The 22,785-nt window shown below is 69.7% G+C and carries 21 protein-coding genes; 12 read left to right on the plus strand and 9 right to left on the minus strand.

The genetic code is table 11. The features are described 5' to 3' along the window. Positions 1–95 precede the first annotated feature (95 nt). The 3 genes from KL771_RS23025 to KL771_RS23035 all read right to left on the minus strand — a co-directional run bounded on the left by KL771_RS23025 (position 96) and on the right by KL771_RS23035 (position 3,818). Positions 96–1,184, minus strand: a complete 1,089-nt coding sequence (locus tag KL771_RS23025) for a hydrogenase small subunit (protein ID WP_261970857.1) — start codon at positions 1,182–1,184, stop codon at positions 96–98. Between the two features lie 187 nt (positions 1,185–1,371). Then, the gene (locus tag KL771_RS23030) at positions 1,372–2,820 is read right to left on the minus strand and encodes a nickel-dependent hydrogenase large subunit (RefSeq protein WP_261970858.1); all 1,449 of its coding nucleotides are present in this window, start codon (positions 2,818–2,820) and stop codon (positions 1,372–1,374) included. Then, positions 2,817–3,818, minus strand: coding sequence for an NADH-quinone oxidoreductase subunit B family protein (locus KL771_RS23035; RefSeq protein WP_261970859.1), 1,002 nt, complete (start codon positions 3,816–3,818; stop codon positions 2,817–2,819). Before KL771_RS23035 ends, KL771_RS23030 begins: the two co-directional genes overlap by 4 nt. 265 nt (positions 3,819–4,083) lie before the next feature. Here KL771_RS23035 and KL771_RS23040 point away from each other — a divergent pair, with 265 nt between their 5' ends. From KL771_RS23040 to KL771_RS23075, 8 genes are all read left to right on the plus strand, one after another. After that, positions 4,084–4,983: a LysR family transcriptional regulator gene (locus tag KL771_RS23040; RefSeq protein ID WP_261970860.1), complete on the plus strand. Its 900-nt coding sequence runs from the start codon at positions 4,084–4,086 to the stop codon at positions 4,981–4,983. 151 nt (positions 4,984–5,134) lie between these two features. Next, the gene (locus KL771_RS23045; protein WP_261970861.1) at positions 5,135–6,307 is read left to right on the plus strand and encodes an ABC transporter substrate-binding protein; all 1,173 of its coding nucleotides are present in this window, start codon (positions 5,135–5,137) and stop codon (positions 6,305–6,307) included. Between the two features lie 175 nt (positions 6,308–6,482). After that, positions 6,483–7,361 carry a branched-chain amino acid ABC transporter permease gene (locus tag KL771_RS23050; protein WP_261970862.1) on the plus strand — a complete coding sequence of 293 codons (879 nt, stop codon included), beginning with the start codon at positions 6,483–6,485 and terminating at the stop codon, positions 7,359–7,361. Next, on the plus strand, positions 7,358–8,392 hold the full coding sequence (locus tag KL771_RS23055; protein ID WP_261970863.1) for a branched-chain amino acid ABC transporter permease: 1,035 nt from the start codon (positions 7,358–7,360) through the stop codon (positions 8,390–8,392). The genes KL771_RS23050 and KL771_RS23055 overlap by 4 nt, the downstream gene beginning before the upstream one ends. Before the next feature lie 10 nt (positions 8,393–8,402). Then, positions 8,403–8,825, plus strand: coding sequence for a GlcG/HbpS family heme-binding protein (locus KL771_RS23060; protein ID WP_261970864.1), 423 nt, complete (start codon positions 8,403–8,405; stop codon positions 8,823–8,825). Positions 8,826–8,847: 22 nt separating this feature from the next. Beyond that, the gene (locus KL771_RS23065) at positions 8,848–9,693 is read left to right on the plus strand and encodes a shikimate dehydrogenase (RefSeq protein ID WP_261970865.1); all 846 of its coding nucleotides are present in this window, start codon (positions 8,848–8,850) and stop codon (positions 9,691–9,693) included. Beyond that, a complete protein-coding gene (locus KL771_RS23070) occupies positions 9,690–10,484 on the plus strand; it encodes an SDR family NAD(P)-dependent oxidoreductase (RefSeq protein WP_261970866.1) in 795 nt (264 codons plus the stop codon). The genes KL771_RS23065 and KL771_RS23070 overlap by 4 nt, the downstream gene beginning before the upstream one ends. A 171-nt stretch (positions 10,485–10,655) precedes the next feature. Beyond that, complete coding sequence (locus tag KL771_RS23075) at positions 10,656–11,573, plus strand: lysophospholipid acyltransferase family protein (protein WP_261970867.1); 918 nt, start codon at positions 10,656–10,658, stop codon at positions 11,571–11,573. Between the two features lie 13 nt (positions 11,574–11,586). Here the strand turns inward: KL771_RS23075 and KL771_RS23080 are convergent, their stop codons facing one another. From KL771_RS23080 to pdxR, 6 genes are all read right to left on the minus strand, one after another. Beyond that, complete coding sequence (locus KL771_RS23080) at positions 11,587–13,215, minus strand: GMC family oxidoreductase (protein ID WP_261970868.1); 1,629 nt, start codon at positions 13,213–13,215, stop codon at positions 11,587–11,589. A 10-nt stretch (positions 13,216–13,225) separates the two neighbouring features. Then, a complete protein-coding gene (locus KL771_RS23085) occupies positions 13,226–14,095 on the minus strand; it encodes an ABC transporter permease (RefSeq protein WP_261970869.1) in 870 nt (289 codons plus the stop codon). 2 nt (positions 14,096–14,097) lie between these two features. After that, on the minus strand, positions 14,098–14,991 hold the full coding sequence (locus KL771_RS23090; protein WP_261970870.1) for an ABC transporter permease: 894 nt from the start codon (positions 14,989–14,991) through the stop codon (positions 14,098–14,100). Further along, positions 14,988–16,172 carry an ABC transporter ATP-binding protein gene (locus KL771_RS23095; protein ID WP_261970871.1) on the minus strand — a complete coding sequence of 395 codons (1,185 nt, stop codon included), beginning with the start codon at positions 16,170–16,172 and terminating at the stop codon, positions 14,988–14,990. The genes KL771_RS23090 and KL771_RS23095 overlap by 4 nt, the downstream gene beginning before the upstream one ends. A 79-nt stretch (positions 16,173–16,251) precedes the next feature. Next, entirely contained in the window at positions 16,252–17,319 is a 1,068-nt protein-coding gene (locus KL771_RS23100) for an extracellular solute-binding protein (RefSeq protein WP_261970872.1), read from the minus strand. A gap of 86 nt (positions 17,320–17,405) precedes the next feature. Further along, a complete protein-coding gene (pdxR, locus tag KL771_RS23105) occupies positions 17,406–18,944 on the minus strand; it encodes a MocR-like pyridoxine biosynthesis transcription factor PdxR (RefSeq protein WP_261970873.1) in 1,539 nt (512 codons plus the stop codon). Positions 18,945–19,151: 207 nt separating this feature from the next. Between pdxR and KL771_RS23110 the strand changes: the two genes are divergently transcribed. The 4 genes from KL771_RS23110 to KL771_RS23125 all read left to right on the plus strand — a co-directional run bounded on the left by KL771_RS23110 (position 19,152) and on the right by KL771_RS23125 (position 22,732). Further along, the gene (locus tag KL771_RS23110; protein ID WP_261970874.1) at positions 19,152–20,258 is read left to right on the plus strand and encodes a mandelate racemase/muconate lactonizing enzyme family protein; all 1,107 of its coding nucleotides are present in this window, start codon (positions 19,152–19,154) and stop codon (positions 20,256–20,258) included. Further along, the gene (locus KL771_RS23115; RefSeq protein ID WP_261970875.1) at positions 20,255–21,754 is read left to right on the plus strand and encodes an aldehyde dehydrogenase family protein; all 1,500 of its coding nucleotides are present in this window, start codon (positions 20,255–20,257) and stop codon (positions 21,752–21,754) included. Before KL771_RS23110 ends, KL771_RS23115 begins: the two co-directional genes overlap by 4 nt. Before the next feature lie 289 nt (positions 21,755–22,043). Next, positions 22,044–22,397, plus strand: a complete 354-nt coding sequence (locus KL771_RS23120; RefSeq protein WP_315901521.1) for a type II toxin-antitoxin system RelE/ParE family toxin — start codon at positions 22,044–22,046, stop codon at positions 22,395–22,397. After that, positions 22,394–22,732, plus strand: coding sequence for a helix-turn-helix domain-containing protein (locus KL771_RS23125; RefSeq protein ID WP_261970877.1), 339 nt, complete (start codon positions 22,394–22,396; stop codon positions 22,730–22,732). The genes KL771_RS23120 and KL771_RS23125 overlap by 4 nt, the downstream gene beginning before the upstream one ends. The last annotated feature ends 53 nt before the right edge of the window (positions 22,733–22,785 follow it).

Raw genomic sequence — 22,785 nt, forward strand, 5'->3', positions numbered from 1 at the left:
GGATTGTCGTTGGGGACGGGGCGCTGAGGCCCGGTGGACGGAGCGCGGCGCGGGTCCCGGGACGGCGGCGGATGCCGCCCCCGGGACCGGCGCGCTCAGGCGTCCGTCTTCTCGGTCGGCTTGCCGGTCAGCCGCTTGACCGCCGTGGCGGCGGCATGGACCGCGACTGCCGCACCGACCACGCCGGCGACCGCGCCGCCGATCTGGTCGGCGTTCCGCTCGACGCCGAACTGCGTGATGGTGGTCAGCCGGTCGTAGAAGGAGCCCTTGTCCCAGAAGCCCTCTTCCGAACAGCCGATGCAGCCGTGGCCGGACTGGATCGGGAAAGAGACGCCGCCGTTCCAGCGCGTGGTCGAGCAGGCGTTGTAGGTGGTCGGGCCCTTGCAGCCCATCTTGTAGAGGCAGTAGCCCTTGCGGGCGCCGTCGTCGTCCCAGCTTTCGACGAACTGGCCGGCGTCGAAATGCGGCCGGCGGTAGCACTTGTCGTGGATGCGCTGGGAATAGAACATCTTCGGCCGACCCTGCCGGTCCAGTTCGGGCAGGCGTCCGAAGGTGGTGATGTAGGTGACGACGCCGGTCATCACCTCGGCGATCGGCGGGCAGCCCGGCACCTTGATGATCGGCTTGTTCTTGATCACCTTGTCGATCGGGGTCGCCTGGGTCGGGTTCGGCTTGGCCGCCTGGACGCAGCCCCACGAGGCGCAGGCGCCCCAGGCGATGATCGCCATGGCGTCCTCGGCCATCCATTTCAGCTTCTCGACGAAGGGCTTGCCGCCGTCGATGCAGAACATGCCGTCCTCGTTGAGCGGCGGATTGCCCTCGACGGCGAGGATGTACTGGCCCTTGTACTTCTGCTTGGTCTCTTCGAGGATCGCCTCGGCCTGATGGCCGGCGGCGGCCATGATGGTGTCGTCATAGTCGAGCGAGATCATCGACAGCACGACATCCTTGACCAGCGGATGCGCCGAACGGATGAAGCTCTCCGAGCAGCAGGTGCATTCCAGCCCGTGCATCCAGATGACCGGCGTGCGCGGCTTGGTCTCCAGCGCTTCGGCCATCTCGGCGGCGGCGATCGGACCGAGGCCGAGGCTCGCGGCGGTCAGATTGCAGAACTTCACGAAGCTGCGGCGGGTGATGCCCTGCCGGCGGATGACCTCGTAGAATGTCTCGGTGGCGGCTGCCATGTCGTCCCCCCTCCCTTTCTCGGCTGCTCGTTGGCGGGAAGCCTGATCGCAAGAGCCGTGCCGGATGGGGGCTGATTTGGATTTATTCTAATAATCAATCAGTTGCAGAATCGCCGTGTGGCCTGACGGTGGGGCGGGCGGATACTGGCTTTCCAGGAGCGAAAAGCGAGTGACCACCCGGACCGGGTCAGTGGGCCGTGCAGACCATGCAGGGATCGAAGGACCGGACGACATGCTGGACCGCCACCGCGCGGCCCGGCTGGTCGCCGACCGGGGTGCCGACCAGCGCCTGTTCGAGCGGACCGGGCCGGCCGGCGGCGTCGCGCGGCGAGAAGTTCCAAGTCGTCGGGGCGACGATCTGGTAGCGCTGGATGCGCTCGCCGCGCACCGCGATCCAATGACCGAGCGCGCCGCGGGCGGCCTCGACCAGGCCCTCGCCGGCGCCGTCGCCATAGCGGACGGCCTCGGGCGCGCAGAAGGCCTCGCGCAGGTCGAGCGCCCGCACCCAGCCTTCGACGGCCAGCACCAGGCGCGCCGTCTCGACCATGCGGGCGAGGATGCGGGTCGTCACCGTGGTGGCGCCGTCGCGTTCCAGCAGCGCGCGGATCAGCGGCTGCCCGTCGACGGCCTGGCGCGCCACCGCGCCGACCTCGACCGGCCGCCCGTCGAGCCGCGGCGCCTTGGCGAAGCTGTAGCCCTCGGGGCGGTCGACATCGGGCCGCGTCTCGCCGCGGGCGGGATGCAGGGCGGGGCCGTCCTGCATCCAGGCATGCGACAGGTCCTCGGCGATCCGGTCGGGATCGAGCGGCCGCCAGCCGTCCGAGGGTTCGGTCAGGCCGCCGGCGAACAGCGCGCCGTCCTCGCCGTGATAGGCGCCGAAGCTCATCAGCGGCCCCGGTCCGCGGCCGAGCCGGTCGCAGCCGGTTGCCGCCGCGATGCGCAGGAAATGCGGCAGGTCGGCCCGCCCGGCCTCGGCATAGGCGGCGAGCGCGCCGGCGGTCTCGATGGCCAGGAAATCCTCGACCGGCACGCCGAGCACGATGCGTTCGAACGCCGCGCGGAAGTCCCGCCAGATGCCGGCGAGCCGCATGCGAGCGCCGAGATCGAGTGCGCGCGTCGTCCCGCCCGGCTGGAAGGCGAGGCTGTGCGGCCACTTGCCGGCGATCAGGCCCATCACATGCAGGAGCCGGGCGCGCACCGGCAGGATCTCGGCGGAAGCCGCGCCGGTCTCGGCGGCGAAGCGCTCGGCGGCGGCCGGATGCCAGGCGGCGCCGGCATAGTCGGGCCGGGCGAAGTCGGGCATGAAGAAGACGACGAAATGGGTCAGGTGGTCGGCGATGTTCTCCGCCGCATGGGCGATGTTGGCGGCCAGCACGCCGTTCGGCGCCGCCACCGTGCCGGACAGCGCGCGCAGGGCCGCCACCGCCGCCATCGACTGCGAGACCGAGCAGATGCCGCAGATGCGCGGCGCGATCACCAGCGCGTCGGCCGGCGCGCGGCCGACCAGGATTTGCTCGAAGCCGCGATAGAGCGGCGTCGTCACCCGCGCCTCGCGAACGACGCCGTCGCCGGTCTCGAGCCGGACCTCGAGATCGCCCTCGACCCGGTTGAACGGCCCGACGATGGTGCGCGTCATCGCGTGCCCGGTCCCCGGCCCGGCGGCACGACCGGTCGGTCGGCGCGGGCATTGTCGCGCACGCGCTTCGGGGTCGCCGATTTCGACAGCGCGGCGAGCGCCACGAACCAGGCCTTGGGCATGTCGAGCGGCAGGCCGACCGGGATGCCGGCGATCTTCGGGGTCGCCAGGAAGCCGCGGATATTCTCGAAGCCCGGCGCCGTGCAGGCGACGCAGGCATAGCCGCCGTCCGTGCAGGTGCCGCCGCCGTTCCAGCTGCGCTGGTTGCAGTCGCCGACCGCCTGGGTCGCCTTGCAGCCCAGATTCTCCATCATGCAGCCGCGGTCGGATGGCCGCTCGGCGCTGGCCTTGAATTCGTAGAATTCGTTGCGGCTGCAGCCGTGATGGGCCAGATGGTCGGCGAAGAAGCGCGGCCGACCGAGCGCGTCGAGATCGCCCGGGCCGATCAGTCCGGCCGCGACCGCCTCCAGCGTCTCCATGATCCAGCCCGGATGCGGCGCGCAGCCGGAGACGTTGATCACCGGCATGCCGCTCCGCGCGCGGAAGTCCGTGCCGAGCACGCCGCCGGGGCCGCGCGCCGTGTGCTGCAGCCCGCGCGCATCGGTCGGGTCCGGATCGCCGGCCGGAATGCCGCCGAAGGCCGCGCAGGAGCCGACCGCCACCACCGTGCCGGCGCGCGGGGCAAGCGCCCGCACCCAGTCGAGCATGGTGCGGTCTGTGCCGGCGAAGCGATTGAACCGGCCGGTGCCGTTCGGCCCGCACAGGACCGCGCCTTCCAGGCACAAAATGTCGAGCGGTTCGGCGCCGCTCTCGATCCGCTCCAGCCGCTCGATCACCTCCGCGCCGGTGGCGAGGCTGACCGAGGGGTGCCAGATCAGGTCGATGCCGACTGCGTTCAGCTCCGCCGACCAGCCGCGCGCGCCGCATTCGAGCACCGCCATGGTGCAGCCGCCGCAGCTGCCCGCCTGCAGCCAGAGAAGGGTGGATCGGTCGGCCATCCGGTGATCGCAGCTCCCGCCCGCTCAAACTCGCGGCCCCCGCCGCCGCCCGCCGCCGAGAGGACGGCGCCTGCGCGGACTATCGCGGATCGACCCGCCTGTCCGCAAGCCGGCTCGGCGACCGGGCTGCAAACCCGCACGCCGCCCTGGCCACCGGCCAACCGGGCAGACCGCGGGAACCAACCGACCATCCGCCGTGGCGGACCGCCGCGTCTTGCGTCAGGATGCCGGGCGGTCCAGCGGGCGGCCGGGGGAGGGGCGGCCTGTGCTGACATTGCGCCAGATCGAGGTCATCCGGGCGGTCACCATCGCCGGCACGGTCGCGGGGGCGGCCAAGCTGCTCGGCGTCTCGGCGCCCGGGATCAGCCGGCTGATGAAATACACCGAGCGCTCGCTCAACCTGAAGCTCTTCGAGCGCAAGCAGAACCGCTATTTCCCGACCCGCGAGGCGGAGGACATCTTCGAGCAGATCAACGCCGTCTATGCCCGCGTCGAGGACCTGCAGACCACCCTGCGCCGGATCGAGCGCGGCGGCGGCATCGATTTCCGCCTCGCCTCGGTGCCGTCCATGTCCAACGTCATGGTGCCGCGCGCGCTGCACCGGCTGCGCGGCGATTTCCCCGACATCGCGATCGACCTCGACATCGTCAAGGTGCAGGAGGCGCAGGACTATCTGCTGCTCGGCCGCTGCGAATTGGTCGTGCTCAGCTACGGCTTCGAGCATCCCGGCATCGCCATGGTGCCGCTCGCCGTCGGCGGCCTGCGCTGCATCGTGGCGCGGAGCCATCCGCTCGCCGCGCAGGATGTCGTCTCGGCGGCCGAGATCGCCCAACATCCGCTGGTCGGGGTCAGTCCGGACGATCCCTATGGCCGCAACGCCACCGAGATGTTCCGGCGCGCCGGCATCGCCTTCGAGATGACCATGACGGTGCGCTTCGGCGTAACCACGACCGGGCTCGTCCGCGCCGGCCTCGGCATCGCCATCGTCGACCAGTTCGCGGTCGCCGGCGAGGACCTGTCGGGCGTCAAGGTGCTGCGCATCCGAGAGCCGACCCGGTTCGAGCCGGTCGTCGCCGTCCGGGCCGACCGGCCGCTGTCGCGCCACGGCGAGCGCTTCCTGAAGCTGCTGCGCGAGGAAATGGAGGCCGAAGCGCGCCAATCGTAACATCATGTTATGTCTGTCGCATCAAACGGTCATCGCGATAGGTCGCGGAGCGTGCTAGCAATGGCGTTCCGGCAGCGTTTCCAGCGCGGCCGCAAGGTCAAAATGGCGCTTCGTCCCGGCTGCGGCAGACGAGGCCCGACGGGAGGAAAACATGGTCAGCCTATCTCAGATCGCCGCGCGCCGCGGCGTCCTCGGCGGCATCGTGCTCGCCGGCGCCCTGGCGGTGTCCAGCCTTTCGGCTCGTGCGGCCGACGATACCGTCTTCATCCCCAATGTCGTGGAACTGTCCGGCGCGGGCGCCGTATCGGGGACCAACTGGCGCGACGGCATCACGCTCGCCGTGGAGGAGATCAACGCGGCCGGCGGCATCCTCGGCAAGAAGCTCAACGTGCCGCATCTCGACACCCAGAGCGACGCCAGCATCGCGCGCGCCCAGGTGCAGAAGGTGATGGACGACAAGCCCTATGTCATCCTCGGACCGGTCTTCTCCGGCTCGGTGCTGGTGACCATGGCGCTCGCCCAGCAGAACGAGATCGCCGAGATCGTCGGCGGCGAGGCGGCGGCGATCACCCAGCGCGGCAACGCCTTCGTGTTCCGCACCTCGTTCGGCCAGCAGTTCTCGATGCCGAAGATCGCCAACTACATCCGCGACGGCCTGAAGGCGAAGTCGGTCGCCGTGCTGTGGGTCAACAACGACTTCGGCAAGGGCGGCCGCGACAACTTCACCAAGGAGATGCAGGCACGCGACATCAAGGTCGTCGCCGACATCTCGACCGAATCCGGCCAGGTCGACTTCGCCGCCGACGTGGTCAAGCTGAAGGCCGCCAATGCGGATGCCGTCTTCGTCTATACCAACGAGGAGGAGAGCGCCCGCTTCCTGAAGGAGGCGCGCAAGCAGTCGCTCAAGGGCGCGCTGATCGGCGAGACCACGCTTCTGTCGCAGAAGGTGATCGAGTTGGCCGGCGAGGCCGCCAACGGCGTGCGCGGCCATGTCGGCCTGTCTTCCGACGCGCCCGTGCCCGCGCTCGCGACCTTCGCCGAGAAGTTCAAGAAGCGGTTCAACTACGCCAACGACCATAACGGCATCAAAGGCTACGTGGCCGTCTATGCGATCAAGCATGTCACCGAGAAGATCGGCAAGTTCGACAGCAAGGCCTTCGCGGAAGCGCTGCACGGCATGACCATCACGCCGGACAAGACGCCGGGCATCCTGATGGAAGCGACCTGGGACAAGAACGGCGACATCGACCGGGCGAGCTTCCTGGGCGAAGTCGTCGCCGGCAAGCAGAAGATCGTCGAAGTCCTGCCCAAGCTGAACAAGTAACCTGACCGGCATCCGCCGGGGCCCGTTCGGGGCTCCGGCGGATGCGGCGACCGCCCGGGCCGGCCACGGCACCCGCGCCGCGCGGGCTATCCGTCGTCCGATCGCACCCGTCTACCCCCCGCTGTCCGTCCACCCGCCCGTGCCGCCGCCCGCGCACCGCGCCAGGGACCCGACCATGGCCTCATTCCTGCAATTGCTCGTCTCCGGCCTGGCGACCGGCGCCATCTACGCGCTGGTGGCGGTCGGCTTCTCGCTCCTGTGGCAGACCTCGCAGACGATCAATTTCGCGCAGGGCGAATTCGTCATGGTGCCGGCCTTCTTCGTGCTGGTTGCCATGCACACGCTCGGACTGCCGTTCTGGCTGGCCGCGATCGTCGGCATCGCGACCGCCGCGCTGGTGCTCGGCGTCCTGTTCAAGCGCATTATTGTCGACCAGATGCTGCGCCACGGCGTGCTGCCGCTGGTCGTCTCGACCATCGCCCTGTCGCTGTTCATGCGCGAGGCGGTGAAGGATTTCTATTCCGCGCAGGCGCAGCCTTTCCCGTCGCTGGTCGCCGACCGCGACATCACCCTGTTCGGCGTCGTCTTCTCGGCCCAGAGCCTGGCGCTGCTGGTGGTCGCCGTGGCGATCGTCGCCGCCCTGCACATCTTCCTGCAGCATACCCGCTTCGGCCGCATGATGCAGGCGACCGCCCAGAACCCGACCGTGGCGCGCATCCTCGGCATCGATGTCGAGCGCATGATCCTGACCACCTTCCTGGTCAACGCGGTCCTGTGCGCGATCGCCTCGATCCTGATCAGCCCGATCTATCTGGCCAAGTTCACCAATGGCGAGACGCTCGGCCTTGCCGCCTTCGTGGCCGCGATCATCGGCGGCTTCAACCAGGCGCGCGGCGCCATGGCGGGCGGCATCCTGCTCGGCGTGCTCGACAATCTGTGCGCCGCCTACATGTCGGCGCAGTACCGCTCCGCCGTCCCGCTGATCCTACTGGTCCTGTTCATCCTGTTCCGGCCGCAGGGCCTGATGGGCCGCGTCGAGGAGCGGACCGTATGAGCCTCGCCCGCATCCTCGGCCTTCTCGCCGTCCTGATCGCCGTCGGGCTGCTCATCGCCGCCCCGACGATGCTGCGCTCCTACGGCGTCTATCTGCTGGCCTTGTGGTCGGTGACCACCATCGCGGCGCTCGGCCTCAACCTGACGCTCGGCTATGCCGGCCAGATCTCGCTTGCCCAGGGCGCCTTCGTCGGCATCGGCGCCTATACGGTCGCGCTCGCCACCGCGGCGGGCATTCCCTATTTCGTCGCCTTCCTGGGCGCCGGGCTGATCACCTTCGCGATCGGCTGGTGCCTCGGCTATCCGGCGCTGCGCGTGCAGCACCATTTCCTGGCCTTCGTGACGCTCGCCTTCTCGACGCTGGTCTTCCTGGTGCTGCGCAACGAGCAATGGCTGACCAACGGCATCTACGGCATCAACGACATCGCCCGGCCGAAGGTGTTCGGCCTGTCGACCAATCGCAACCCGGACTTCTACTATTTCGCGCTCGGCATGCTGGCCCTGTTCGCCGGGCTGCAATGGTGGATGCTGCGCTCGCCCTGGGGCCGGGCTTTCGTGGCAATCCGCGAGAACCCGCTGCGCGCCGCCTCGCTCGGCATCGACGTGCGCCGCTACACCCTGATGGCCTTCGCGATCGGCTCGGCCTATGGCGGCTTCGCCGGCGCCCTCTATGCGCCGCTGGTGCAGTTCATCGAGCCGAACTCGTTCCAGCTGACCTATTCGCTGAAGCTCCTGCTGATCGTGCTGGTCGGCGGTGCGGGCTATTTCATCGGCCCCTTTTTCGGCGCGATGATCGAGATCCTGCTGCCCGAATGGCTGCGCTTCACGCAAGGGTACTATCTGCTGATCTATGCCACCCTGGTGGTGATCCTGATGGCCGTCTGCCCGAAAGGCCTCGTCGGTGCGGTGGCGCTGATCGCCGAACGCCGGCGCAAGCCGCCCGGCCGTGCACCCGGCCCCGGCGGAACGCTCGACCCCGGTGGCGCCACGCCCGGCCCGACCGGCGCGGCATCCGCTTCCCATTCCCGATAGGACCCCGTCCATGCGCCTCGCCAAGACCCTGTCCGATGCCGATGCGCGCGCCGCACTCGAGGCCATGCGGGCGGCCCTCGCCGACCGCGGCAAGACCGCCGTCCTGGCGGTCGCCGACGATCACGGCGAGCCGATCGCGTTGCTGCGTCTCGACGGCGCGCCGCTCAGCTCGGTCGCGGTCGCCACCAACAAGGCCTTCTCGGCCGCCCGCCTGCGCCGACCCTCCGGCGAGACCGGACGGCGCGTCCGCCATCCGGAGACCGGTTTCGACATCGCCTATTACGGCGACCCCCGCTATGTCGGCTGGGGCGGCGGCCTGCCGGTCATGGTCGACGGTGTGGTGGCCGGGGCGGTCGCGGTCTCCGGCCTGACCGATGCCGAGGACGAGGAGATCGCCGCCATCGGCATCGCCGCGATCCTCGCCGCCCTCTGACCCGCCTCGAAAGGGACCCTTGATGTCATCCCAGGAACGGTTCTGCCTGGCCGGCGTGATGGGCCAGCCCGTGCTCCATTCGCGCTCGCCGATGATCCATGGCCACTGGTTCGCCCAATATGGCCTCAAGGGCGCCTATGTGCCGCTGGCGATCCCGCCGGAGCGGCTGGAGGCGGCTTTGCGCGCCCTGCCGGCGCTCGGCTTTTCCGGCTGCAACATCACGCTGCCCCACAAGGTCGCCGCCATGGCGGTGATGGACGAGGTCGACCCGCGGGCCCGGCGCATCGGCGCGATCAACTGCGTCGTGGTCCGCCCGGACGGCTCGCTCTACGGCTGCAACAACGATGGCTTCGGCTATCTCGAAAGCGTTCGCGAGCGCTTCCCGGACTGGCGCGTGGATGCCGGCCCGATCGTGGTGCTCGGCGCCGGCGGCGGCGCCCGGGCGGTGGTGGCGGCGCTGGCGGACGCCGGCGCGCCGGAGATCCGGCTGGTCAACCGCAGTGCCGATCATGCCGTCGCGCTGGCGGCCGAATATGGCGGTCCGGTCAAGGCGGTCGACTGGTCGCGCCGGGCCGAGATCCTCGACGATGCCGCCATGGTGGTCAACACCACCACCCAGGGCATGACCGGCCAGCCGGCGCTGGATCTCGCGCTCGACCGGCTGCCGGTCGCCGCGCTGGTCTCCGACATCGTCTATATCCCGCTGGAGACGCCGCTCCTCGCTGCCGCCCGCGCGCGCGGCAACCGGACCGTCAACGGGCTCGGCATGCTGATCAACCAGGCCCGCCCGGCCTTCCAGGCCTGGTTCGGCATCCTGCCGGAGGTGACCCCGGATCTGCGCGCCCGCCTGGAGGCCTCGGTCGGATGAGTGCGGCGGATGATCTCGCGCCCGGTCCGGGCGCCTATTTCGATCTGACCGGGCAGGTCGCGCTGGTCACCGGCGCCTCGCGCGGCATCGGCTTCGCCATCGCCTCCGCGCTCGGCCGGGCCGGTGCCACGGTGGTGCTCAATGCCCGTACGGCCGCCTCGCTCGAGGCCGGTGCCGCCGCCTTGCAGGCGGCCGGGATCGTCTGCGAGACCGCCCCGTTCGATGTCGCCGACGGACAGGCCGCGGCGGGCGCGGTCGCTGCCATCGAAGCGCGGCACGGCCGGCTCGACGTGCTGGTCGGCAATGCGGGGGCGACCAACCGGGCCGCGCTCGGCGACTGGACCGAGGCGGCCTGGGACGCGATCCTCGACACCAACCTGCGCTCGGCCCTGTTCCTGGCCCAGGCGGCGGCCGGGCCGATGCGCCGGCAGGGCTCTGGCCGGATCGTCTTCACCAGCTCGATCACCGGCATCCTCGGCCGCGCCACCATCCACGCCTATGTCGCCTCCAAGGCCGGGCTCGCCGGCCTGACCCGCTCGCTCGCCGCCGAACTTGGCCCGCATGGCATCACCTGCAATTGCATCGCGCCCGGCTATGTCGAGACCGACTTGAGCCGCCCGCTGATGGCCGACCCGGCCTTCGTGCAGCGGGTCGTCGACCGCACCGCGCTGAAGCGCTGGGCCAAGCCGGAGGAGATCGCCGGCGTCGCCCTGATGCTCGCCTCGCGGGCCGGCAGCTACGTCACCGGCCAGCAGATCGCCGTCGACGGCGGCATGACGACGACCATGTAGGGCGTCTTCGCCGCCAGGGCGTCTTCGCCGCCAGGGCGTCTTCGCCGCCGGGGCGTCTTCGCCGCCGTAGCGCCTTCACCGTTCGCCCCGCCCGTTCCGGGTTTCCGTCTCCGCGCCGTCATACAGGCTTCACGAGACCGGATCATTCTCGGAGAGTTAGCCGGACGGACGATGATGATCGAAGTCGAAAGCGAATACCCCGGTACTGTATTCTCCCCCGAGGCGTCTGAAGACTTCCGGTTCAGCTATGCCAGACCCGAACAGAAGCCCTTCGACCGTGCGCTGATTCGTGTCGTCGAAGCCGTCACCGGCCAGGCGCGCCTGGAGCGGCTCTATCGCACCTGGGCGGCCAGCGGCGACCGGTCGAAATCCTTCTTCGAGGCGGCCCTGGACCTTCTGCGCGTGCGGCCGCGCTTCGACGGCCATCCGCTCGCCGCGATCCCGACCGATCGGCCTGTGCTGTTCCTGGCCAACCATCCCTTCGGCGTCATCGACGGCCTGACCCTCGGCTGCCTCGCCACCAAGGTGCGGCCGGATCTGAAGATCATGACGCACAGCATGCTGTGCCAGGTGCCCGAGGCGCGGCCCTACCTGCTGCCGGTCGATTTCGATCGCAGCGCAGCGGCCCGGCTGACCACGGTCCGGACCCGCCAGCGCGCCATCGAGTGGCTGTCGGACGGCCACGCGGTCGGCATCTTCCCGGGCGGCGGCATCGCGACCGCCGGGCGTCCGCTGCGCGGGCCGGCGCTGGAGCATCCCTGGCACGTCTTCGTCGCGCGGCTGCTCGCCGTGCCGGACCTGCTGGTCGTGCCGGTCTTCTTCCACGGCCAGAATTCGCGCCTGTTCCAGGTCGCCAGCCACCTGAACTATCCGCTGCGCGTCGCGCTGATCTTTCACGAAACCCGCCGCCGGATGGGCCGCGACCTGCGCGTCACGATCGGCACGCCGTTCCGCGCCGACAGCCTGCCCAAGACCGACCGCGCCGAGGCGCTGGACGACCTGCGCCGGCGGACCCTCTCGCTCGGCAATGCCCGCCCGGAAGTGCTCGCCAACACCTTCCGGTTCCGCGACTGGATCGAGGTCGACTGATCCGACCCGCCGCCTATTGCCGGCGTGCCGCCACCTCGGCCAGGATGCGGTCGGCGGCCATCCAGCCGACCATCATGGCGGGCGCATTGGTGTTGCCCGAGGTGACGGTCGGAAAGATCGAGGCATCGGCGACCCGCAGGCCGTCGACGCCATGGACCTTGAGATCGGGGTCGACCGCGCTGCCGCCCGGGTCCGGCCCCATCCGGCAGGTGCCGCAGGGATGGAAGACCGAATAGGCGCGCGCCCGGATGTCGGCGGCCAGCGCGTCGTCGGAGGCGCAATCCGGACCGGGCTTCAGTTCGGCGGCGATCAGGTCGCGGAAGGTCGGCGCTTCGGCGAGGCGGCGCAGGAAGCGGGCGCCGGCCAGGATCGTCGTGCGATCCTCCTCGGTGTCGAGATAGTTCGGGACGATCAGCGGCGCGACGGACGGGTCGGCAGAGCGGATCGCGACATGGCCGCGGCTGGTCGGCCGGCAGGGCGAGACGCTGGTCGAGAAGCCCGAGAAGGGATCGGGCTTCATCAGCGCACGCACCCCCGGAACGGCACGCTCGTAAGAGAGCGGCGAGAAGTAGAGCTGCATGTCGGGGCGGTCGAGATCGGCGCGCGTCCGGAAGAAGCCGCCGCCCTGGTTGACGCTCAGCGACAGCGGCCCGCGCCGGCCGAACAGATAGGCTAGCCCGGCGCGGATCTGGCCGATCAGCGGCAACAGGTCGTCGTTGAGGCTCGGGCGGCGCGCCCGGTAGACATGGTCGTAGCAGAGATGATCCTGCAGGTTCTGCCCGACGGCGGGACTGTCGACGCGGGGTGCGATGCCGTGGCGGGCGAGCAGGTCGGCCGGGCCGATCCCCGACAGCTGCAGAATCTGCGGCGAGTTGAAGGCGCCAGCCGTCAGGATGACGCCGCCGCCCGCCCGCACCTCGTGCACGCGCCCGCCGCGCCGGTAGCGGATGCCGACGGCGCGGCGGCCCTCGAACAGGATCCGTTCGGCCAGCGCACCGGTGACCAGGCGGACGCGGCCGGTCTTCAGGGCCGGCTTCAGGAAGGCGGTGGCGGCCGAAACCCGGCGGCCGTTGCGGGTGGTGATCTGGTAGTGGCCGACGCCCTCGGTGGTGGCGCCGTTCAGGTCCGGATTGGCCGGCAGGCCGGCCTCCAGGCCGGCGCGCACGAACAGGGCGGTCAACGGGTGGCATTCGCCGGCGATGTCGGAGATGTGGACCGGGCCGCCGGCGCCGTGCCATTCGGAGGCGCCGAGCGCGTGATCCTCCATGCGCCGGTAGGCGGCCAGCACGTCGGCGCCCGACCAGCCCGGATTGCCGGCCGCCGCCCAGCCGTCGAAATCCTCCGCCTGCCCGCGCGACCAGACCATGGCGTTGATCGAACTCGATCCGCCGACCACCTTGCCGCGCGGCTGGTAGACGACGCGGCCGTCCAGGCCCGGCACGGCTTCGGTGCGGTACATCCAGTTCAGCCGCGGCGCATAGAAGGTCTTGCCGTAGCCGATCGGCAGGTGGATCCAGGGGCTCAGGTCGCGCGGCCCGGCCTCCAGCACCAGGATCCGGCCCCGGCCGGCCTCCGCCAGACGTCCGGCCACGACGCATCCGGCCGAGCCCGCGCCGACCACGATCCAGTCATAGTTTTCCATCGGAACCCCGTCAGCCGGCGCGGCCCTCGCCGCGGTCGCGCTGGACCATGACCGAGATCAGGCCGATCAGCCCGGATCCGACCATCAGGAACAGCGAGACTGCGTTCAGGACCGGCGTCGAGCCCTGTTTCATGCGGTCGAACATGGTGATCGTCAACGGCGGGTCTGACCCGACCAGCATCAGCGTCGTGTTGAAATTCTCGAACGAGATCAGGAAGGCGACCAGGCCGGCGCCGATCACCGCCGGCGCCAGATAGGGCAGCGTCACGGTCAGGAAGGCGGCGGCCGGGGTCGCGCCGAGATCGAAGGCGGCCTCTTCCAGCGCCCGGTCGAACTTGCGCAGCCGGGCGGCGATGACCAGCGTGGCGATGGTGGCGATGAAGGAGAACTGGCCGAGCACGACCAGCAGCAGCCCCGGTCGCAGCGCCGCCACCTCCCAGCCGAAGCGGTCGTCGAGCGCATTGGCGACGGTCGAGGAGAAGGCCAGGATCGAGATGCCTAGGATCACGCCCGGAATGACCAGCGGCGCCAGCATCATCAGATAGGCGAAGCTCTTGAAGGGGAAGTCGTGCCGCTCGAACAGGAAGGCGGTGGTGGTGCCGACCAGGATCGAGACGGCCGTGGTGGCGAGCGCGACCAGCACCGAATTGCCGATGCCGCGCAGGATGTTGCGGTCGTGCAGGAGGCCGATCCGGGGCTCGGTCGTGCCGATGAACCAATCCAGCGTGAAGCCCTTCCAGGGCAGCGCCGGAAAGAGCGAATCGTTGAAGGCGAAGACGGCGACGACGACCAGCGGCACCGCCAGATAGATCAGGAACAGGCCGACATAGGCCTTGTAGGCGGCATCGACGAAGGGCGAGCGGGGCAGCGTGCGCAGCATGGTCAGCGCCCCAGCGTCGAGGACAGGGACTGGCCGGTCAGCCGGAGGCCGATCCAGACGATCAGGCTCGACGTCGCCAGCAGCACGAAGCCGAAGGCGGAGCCGACCTCCCAATTGAAGCGCGTGATGAACTGCGTGTAGATCTGCGCCGTGAACCACTGGCTCGACTTGCCGCCGAGCAGCGTTGGGGTCAGGTAGTTGCCGAGCGTCAGCATGAAGACCACGATCGATCCGGCGACGATGCCCGGCATGGCGTGCGGCACCACTACCTCGCGCAGGATCGAGCCGGCATTGCCGCCGAGGTCGTAGCCGGCCTCGATCAGGCTGTCGTCGAGGCTGTCGAGCGCGGAGATCAGCGGCACGACCATGAACAGGAGCGAGGTGTAGACGAGGCCAATCATCACGACCACGTCGTTGTAGAGGAATTCGACCGGCCCGGAGATGATGCCGGCCCAGATGAGCAGGTTGGAGAGCAGGCCGGTCTCGCGCAGGATCATCATCCAGCCGAAGACGCGGACCAGTTCGCTGACCCAGAAGGGCAGCAGGCAGGCCATGAACAGAGCCGTCCGGCCCCGGCCGCGCGCCAGCTTGGCGATGTAGTAGGCCATCGGAAAGGCGATCACGAGGGTCAGCGCAGTCGCCAGGAGCGACATCGCCACCGTGCGGATCAGCGCCTGCACATAGACCGGCTCGCCGAAGAACTCGACATAGTTGCGGATGCCGGTACTGAAGACGCGCGGGGCGACCTTCTCGTGCAGCGAGATCAGCAGGAGGTCGACATGCGGGATAACGACGATCAGCAGGATCCAGAGCACGAAGGGCGTCGCGACCAGCAGCAGCGCCAGCCGGCGCCCATCTCGGCGCGGGTCGACCGGGATGGACGCCGGGGCGCTCACGGGGACGTCTCCGATGCCGCGCCGGCAGGCACCGCATCGTGAGGCGCCGCGCCGTGAGGCGTTGCGCCGTTAGGCGCCAGGAAGGCGATGGCGCGGTCGGCCTGGAAACGCAGCCGGACCGCCGCGCCGGGGGCGAGGCCGCCGGTCGGCAGGCCGGCCGGCAAGGCGACCGCGAGTGTTTCGGGCGCCGCCGGGGCCGCGACCGTGACCAGGGTCTGGCTGGCCGCGCCGTTGAAGAGCAGGCTGTCGACCGTGCCGGAAAACCGGTTGTCGCCGTCCTCGGCGGGCTGGATCTGCGCCCCGGCGGTCTCCAGCACGATCGCCTCGGGCCGCACGAAGATCTCGACCCGGGTGCCCACGGTCGGCCGCACGCCCTCCGCCGCCGTGGCCGCGACCGTGAGGCCGGACTCGGTCCGGGCCCGGATGCGGCCCGCGTCGGCCGCCGTGACGGTCGCGGTCCAGCGCTGACTGTCGCCGACGAAGCCGGCCACGAAGGCGCTCGACGGGCGGTAGTAGAGGTCCTGCGGGGTGCCGACCTGCTCGAAGCGGCCACCATTCATCACCGCGACCTGGTCGGACATCACCAGCGCCTCGGACTGGTCGTGGGTGATGTAGACGAAGGTGGTGCCGAACTGGTGCTGCAGCTGCTTCAGTTCTACTTTCATGTGCTCGCGCAGCTTCAGGTCCAGCGCGCCGAGCGGTTCGTCGAGCAGGAGCACGGTCGGCTCCAGCACCATGCAGCGGGCGATGGCGACGCGCTGCTTCTGGCCGCCGGAGAGCTGGTCGATGCGCTTCGGTCCGGCGGTGGCGAGCCCGACCCGGGCCAGCACGGCGTCGACCTTGCGGGCGATCTCTTCGCGCGGCAGGCCGCGGCGGCGCAGGCCGTAGCCGACATTGCCGGCGACCGTCATCATCGGGAACAGGGCGAGATGCTGGAACACCATGTTGACCGGCCGCCGGTTCGGCGGCGTCGCCAGCACCGAGGCGCCGTTGATCAGGATGTCGCCCGCGCTCGGCTGCTCGAAGCCGGCGATCATGCGCATCAGCGTGGTCTTGCCGCAGCCCGACGGGCCCAGGATCGAGAAGAACGAGCCCTTCGGCACCTGCAGGGAGACGTCGTGCACGGCGGTGAAGCGGCCGAAGCGCTTCGAGACGGTGCGGACTTCGAGATCGATCGACATGGGCGTCCCGGCCGCCGGATGAAGGGGCCCGTCCGGTTTGCCGGACGGGCGGGGTGTCATCGCGGAACTGCGACCGGCCTCACTTGGCCGAGACGCGGTCCAGGATCTTGCCTTCCATCTCTTCGAGGCCCGCTGGGATCGCCGGGAACCACTTGATGTTGGCGATCACCGCAGCCGGGAAGGCCTCCTGGAAGGACTTGCGCAGCTTCTCGGAGACCAGCGCGTCGGAGCCCTTGGAGGCCGAGAAGCTGCCCGAGGATTCCACGATCTGCGCGGCGATTTCGGGCTTCATGACGAAGTTGATCCACTTGTAGGCGGCTTCGTCGTTCTTGCCCTTGGCCGGCAGCGCGAAGGTGTCGATCCAGCCGAGCGCGCCGGTCGAGGGCGCGACGAAGTTGATCGCGGCATTCTCGCCGTTGAGCTTGAAGCCGGTCGAATCCCAGGCCTCGGAGGCGACGATCTCGCCGGAGCGGATCATGCCGAGGAGCTGGTCGGAGCCGGTCCAGTAGGCCTTCACGTTGGGCTTGCAGTCGGCCAGCTTCTGGCCGGCCTTCTCGATGATGGCCTGGTACTTGGCCTTGTCCGAATAGGCCGCGAAGGGATCGTCGCCGGCCGCGAAGGCCATGCCGAGCAGCGCGGTGCGCTTCAGGCGCATCGAGACCTTGCCCTTGTATTCGGGCTTGCACAGATCCGCGAAGGTCTTGATGTCCGGCGCCTTGGAGCGGTCGACCACCATGCCGGAGGTGCCCCAGAGATGCGCGACGCCGTAGACCTTGCCGTCGACGGCGGTGTTCTTCTTGGAGGCCTCGAGCAGTTCCGGGATGAACAGCTCGGCCTTGATCTTGGACAGGTCCATCGGCTTGTAGATGCCGAACTCGGTCTGCGGACCGGTGATGCGGTCCTGGCTCGGCTGGGCCAGATCGAAGCCGGCGCCGCCGGTGGCGCGCAGCTTGGAGATCATGTCTTCGTTGTTCGAGATCGTGACCTCGACGTCGATGCCGGTCTCGGCCTTGAACTTCTTGAGGACCGCCTCGGGCGCATAGTCGCCCCAGGTCAGGAGGCGAAGGGTTTCGGCCTCGGCCGGATGGGCGATGGCGAGAAGGGCAAGCCCCGCCGCGGAGGCGAGCAAACGCTGGAAGCTCTTCATGTGTCTCTCCCTCGGTCCGCACGCCAGCGCTTGGGCTGCCGTCGGATTGGAACAGTATGGAGGGATTGGTCTGTCCGGCAGGTCCATTATGGCCAATCAGGCAGACCAATCCCGGTCTCCGCGGTCCTGTCGACGCGAAGGCCGTCGGCCTCGATATCAGCCAGAGACTCAGCCAGTGTGACAGTCGCGTGTCCGATCTGGGCCGGCGAAAAACCGCTGAAACCCAGGACGACGCCCTCCCGGCCGATCGGCTCGACGCAGAAGCGCTCGATCGGCGCCACGGTCAGGCCGCGCTTGTCCGCCGCCCGGGCGAGCCGCGCCGCCGACAGACCGGGTTTCAGGAAGGCGACCGTGTGCAGGCCCGTGGTGGTCGGCACCGGGTCCATCCATCGGGCCAGCGGGCCGGCCAGCGCCGCGCTGAGGGCCCGGTAGCGCTCCGCGTAGATGCGGCGCATGCGCCGGACATGGGTGGCGAAATGGCCCTCGGCGAGGAAATCCGCCACCACGGCCTGCACCACGGTCGGCACGCCCGGCGAGAAGGCCTCCAGACTCAAGGCCAGCGCATCGGCGAGCGAGGGCGGCGGCAGCATGAAGCCGAGCCGCAGCGCCGGGAACAGCGATTTCGAGAAGCTGCCGACATAGATCACACGTCCGCCGCGATCGATGCCCTTCAGGGTCGGCAGCGGCTGACCCGACAGGCGGAACTCGCCGTCCCAGTCGTCCTCCACGATCCAGCCGTCCGCCGCCTCGGCGGCATTGAGCAGCGCCAGGCGGCGGTCGAGCGACAGGGTCGCGCCGAGCGGCTGCTGATGCGACGGCGTCACGAAGGCGAGGCGGAAGGCCCGCTCGCGGGCAAGGCCGGCCTCGACCACGAGGCCACTGTCGTCGACCGGCACCGGCACCAGCCGGGCGCCGCGAAGCACGAAGGAATTGCGCGCGCCGATCGCGCCGGGATTCTCGAACCAGACCGGGTCGCCGGGATCGATCAGGGCCGCGGCGATCAGCTGGAAGGCATCCTGCGCGCCAGCCACGATCAGGATCGAGCGCCAGTCGCATTCGATGCCGCGGTCGAAGCGCAGATGGGCTGCGATCGCCTTGCGCAGTGGCGCATGGCCGTGCGGGTCCGGGTAGCCGAGCACCTGGTGGCGGGCCTTGCGCCAATGCTTGGCGGAGAGCCGCGCCCATTGCGCCATGGGAAAGTCTTCGAAGGACGGCATGGCGGTGGTGAAGGGGCGCGGCTGGTGGGTCAGGCGCGGCGTGAATTCGGATGCCGCCAGGGCCATCGAGCGGGCGAGCCGGGCCGGCCGGGCGGCGCCGGGCGCGGCAACGGCGACCGGGCGCGGCCGCTCCGCCCCGACCGCGGCGCTGACATAGGTGCCGTCGCCGATCCGGGTCTCCAGGATGCCTTCTGCGGCCAGCCGCTCGAAGCACTCCACCAGCGTCGCCCGCGCGACGCCGAGTTCGCGCGCCAGCGTCCGGGTCGCCGGCAGGCGGTCGCCGGCCGCCAGCGCGCCGGACAGGACCAACTCGCGCAAGGCGTCGCCGATCTGCACCGGCAGGGCCAGTTCGGAGGTCCGGTCGAGCCGGATCGCCTGCATCAACGGTCCCGCGGCCCGCTTCACCATGCTGTCACGCTTCGACCCTCGGTTCGATTGGCCCGTCGATTTGTCCAGAATGGACCTTAGTCGCAGTCCAATCCAGACTAAAGTCCACGGCATCGGCGTGGGGGCAGCCCATCCCGAACCGCGCCGGCCCGTCTCCGAGGATCGGCGCCAACCCGAGGCAGGAGCCGGGGCATTTCGACGGAGATGCACCGGGCTCCGGGAGGCGGCATGCGGATCCAGAAGCTCGAGACCTTTGCCAATCGTTCCGTCGGCTTCGTTCGCGTGACGAGTGAGGACGGCCGGCAGGGCTGGGGTCAGATGTCGGCCTACAATGCCGACATCACCGCGACGGTGTTCCACCGCCAGATCGCCCCCCATGCGCTCGGCGCCGACGAGACCGACATTGCCGGCCTGGTCGCCCTGATTCCCGAGCGCGAGCACAAGTTTCCCTGCTCCTACCTGTTCCGCGCCTTGACCGGGCTCGACACCGCCTTGTGGGATCTCGCCGGCAAGCGGGCCGGCAAGAGCGTCTGCGAACTGCTCGGCGGCACGCCGCGGCCGTTCCCGGTCTATGCCTCCAGCATGAAGCGCGGCGAGATCACGCCCGAGGCCGAGGCTGAGCGGCTGCCGCGGCTGCGCGACCGGCACGGCTACAAGGCCTTCAAGTTCCGCGTCGGCCGGGAATGCGGCCACGACCAGGACGAATGGCCGGGGCGCACCGAAGCCATTGTGCCGATGGTGCGCAAGGCGCTGGGCGACGACGCCATCCTGCTGGTCGACGGCAACAGCGCCTATTCGCCGAAGAAGGCGATCGAGGTCGGCCACATGTTGCAGGACCACGGCGTGGTGCATTTCGAGGAGCCCTGCCCCTACTGGATGCACCATTGGACCGCCGAGGTGACGCGCGCGCTCACTCTCGACGTGACCGGCGGCGAGCAGGACTGCGACCTGACGCTGTGGCGCTACATGACCGAGAACCGGGTCGTCGACGTGGTGCAGCCGGACGTGTGCTATGTCGGCGGCGTCTGCCGCATGCTCGAGGTCGCCCGCATGGCCGCGGCGGCCGGGCTGCCGGTGACGCCGCACTCCGCCAACCAGTCGCTGGTTACCTGCTTCACCCTGCACATCATGGGCGCGATCCCGAATGCCGGGCCCTATGTCGAATTCTCGATCGAGGGGCCGGACTACTATCCTTGGGAGGTCGGCCTGCTGCGCAATCCGCTCGTTGCCCGCGACGGCATGGTCGACATCCCGGCCGGTCCCGGATGGGGCCTGGAGATCGAGCCGGCCTGGCTCGACGGGGCCGACTATCAGGTGAGCGAGGTGGCCCGATGAGCGCCGTTTCGCGCGACGCGCTGGTCGCCGAGGCCCGGGCGACCGGTACGCTCGCCGGCCTGCCGGACGGCCATTTCATCGACGGCGCCTTTGTGCCGCCGGCCGCCGGCCGCTTCATGGACAGCGAGGATCCCGGCTTCGGCCGGCCCTTCGCGCGCTTCGCCGCCGGCGATGCCGCCGATATCGAGCGCGCCGTGGCGAGTGCCGGCAAGGCCTCCCGCGGCGTCTGGCGTCGCATGGCCCCGGCCGAGCGCGGCCGCATTCTGATGCGCGCGGCCGAGATCGTGCGCGCGGAGGCCGCCCGTCTGGCGGTGGTCGAATGCCTGGACGCCGGCAAGCGGCTGGCGGAAGCCGAAGGCGACGTGCGCGGCGTGGCGCGCTGCTTCGAATATTATGCCGGGGCCTGCGACAAGCTGCAGGGCGACAGCCTGCCGCTCGATGCCGACCATGTCGGGCTGACCGTCTGGGAGCCAGTCGGCGTCGCCGCGCAGATCATCCCCTGGAACTATCCGATCTCCACCGCCGCCCGCGGCATCGCGCCGGCGCTCGCCGCCGGCTGCACGGTGGTGGCGAAGCCGGCCGAGCAGACCCCGTTCACCGCGCTGATGCTGGCCGACATCCTCGCCCGCGCCGGCCTGCCCGCCGGCGTGCTCAACGTCGTCACCGGTACGGGCCGCGCGGCCGGGGCGCCGCTGGTCGCCCATCCGGGGATCGACCACATCACCTTCACCGGCTCGGTGCCGACCGGCATCGGCGTCATCAAGGCGGCCGCCGACAACGTCACCCGCACGGTCATGGAACTCGGCGGCAAGTCGCCGCTGGTCGTCATGGCCGACGCCGACCGGGACCGCGCGCTCGACGGCGTGATGGAGGCGATCTTCGAGAATGCCGGCCAGATCTGCTCGGCCGGCTCGCGTCTGATCCTGCAGCGCGGCATCGCGGAGGCGTTCATCGAGGCGCTGCTCGGCCGGATCGCGCGCCTGCGGCTCGGCCACGGGCTCGACGACGCGACCGACATGGGGCCGGTCAATTCCGCGCTGCATCTCTCCCGCATCGACGCCCATGTGGCGGCGGCGCGCCGGGCCGGCAACACCATCCTGACCGGCGGCGCGGTCTGCCGGCCGGAGGGCTGCGAGGCCGGCCACTATTTCGCGCCGACCGTGGTGCTCGCGCGCGGCCTCGACGACCCAATCGTCCAGGAGGAGGTGTTCGGCCCGGTCCTCGCCGTGACGGTGGTCGACGAGCTCGACGCCGCCATCGCGGCCGCCAACGCGACCCCGTATGCCCTGGTCGCCGGCATCTACACCGCCGATCTCGGCCAGGCCTTCCGCTTCGCCCGCGCCGTCGACGCCGGACAGGTCTACATCAACGAATATTTCGCTGGTGGCATCGAGGTGCCCTTCGGCGGCAACCGCAAGTCCGGCTTCGGCCGCGAAAAAGGCCTCGAAGGCCTGCGCGGCTACTGCAAACTGAAGAGCATCGTCGCGCGGATCTGAACGGCGGGCGGGTGCAGTGGTAACGGGAGGGGAGGCAGGATCGCTCCATAACGTCTCCGATCCGTCCTCCCCACCCTGGCTTCTTCGCGACATTTGGTCCGAATTCGGGCAGCCTTGCCGGCGTCACCGGGCCTGCGATCGCTGTCCGTGCGCCCGAAAGTGCGGCGGCTTGATTTCTTCATGAGTTTATACTCATAATGCCAAGATCGGAGCACGACGGCCCGTGCCCGGACTGGTTGAGGCTGGGGGCAGCCCTGCGATGGAAAGGCTACCGCGACCCAGCCGCTCGTTGGTTTGGATCGGGTCCTGCCGGAAGGACTACGGGGCCTTCCCGCCGGCCGTCCAGGAAGCCTTCGGGTTCGAACTGTTTCTGGCCCAGACCGGCCAACGTCCGCCGTCGGCCAAGACCCTCAAGGGATTGTCCGGCGGGACGGTCGAACTGATCGACGACTTCGACGGCGACACCTATCGGGCCGTCTACACGACCCGCTTCGAAAGCGTCATCTATGTCCTGCATGCCTTCAAGAAGAAGTCGAAAAGCGGCATCAAGACGCCGCAGACCGATATCGATCTGATCAGCAAGCGCCTGAAGGATGCCGAAGCGGACCATGCCAACAGGATGAAGCGGGAGACCCCATCATGACTGCGGACCCGATCGAGGTCACCGAGGGAACCGGCAACCTGTTCGCCGACCTCGGCCTGCCGGACGCCGAAACGCATTTCCTCAAGGCCCAGTTGGTGGCCGAGATCTATCGCCTGACCGGCGAACGGAAGCTGACCCAGGCGAGGGCCGGGACCCTCATGGGGATTTCCCAGCCGGAGGTGTCCCGCCTGTTCAAAGGGCACTTTCGCGAATATTCCGTCGACCGGCTGATGACCTTCCTGACCGCCTTCGGCCGAGATGTGGAGATCGTCGCCCGCCCGCGCGCGGCCCAACAGGGCCGCGGCCGGATTCGATTCAGCGCCGTGGAGGCCTGACCGTCCGTCGCCACCGTCCGGATTGCGCCGCTGCGGGCGGGACCTCGAAACGT

The sequence above is a fragment of the Prosthecodimorpha staleyi genome (assembly GCF_018729455.1).
GTDB classification, from domain to species: domain Bacteria; phylum Pseudomonadota; class Alphaproteobacteria; order Rhizobiales; family Ancalomicrobiaceae; genus Prosthecodimorpha; species Prosthecodimorpha staleyi.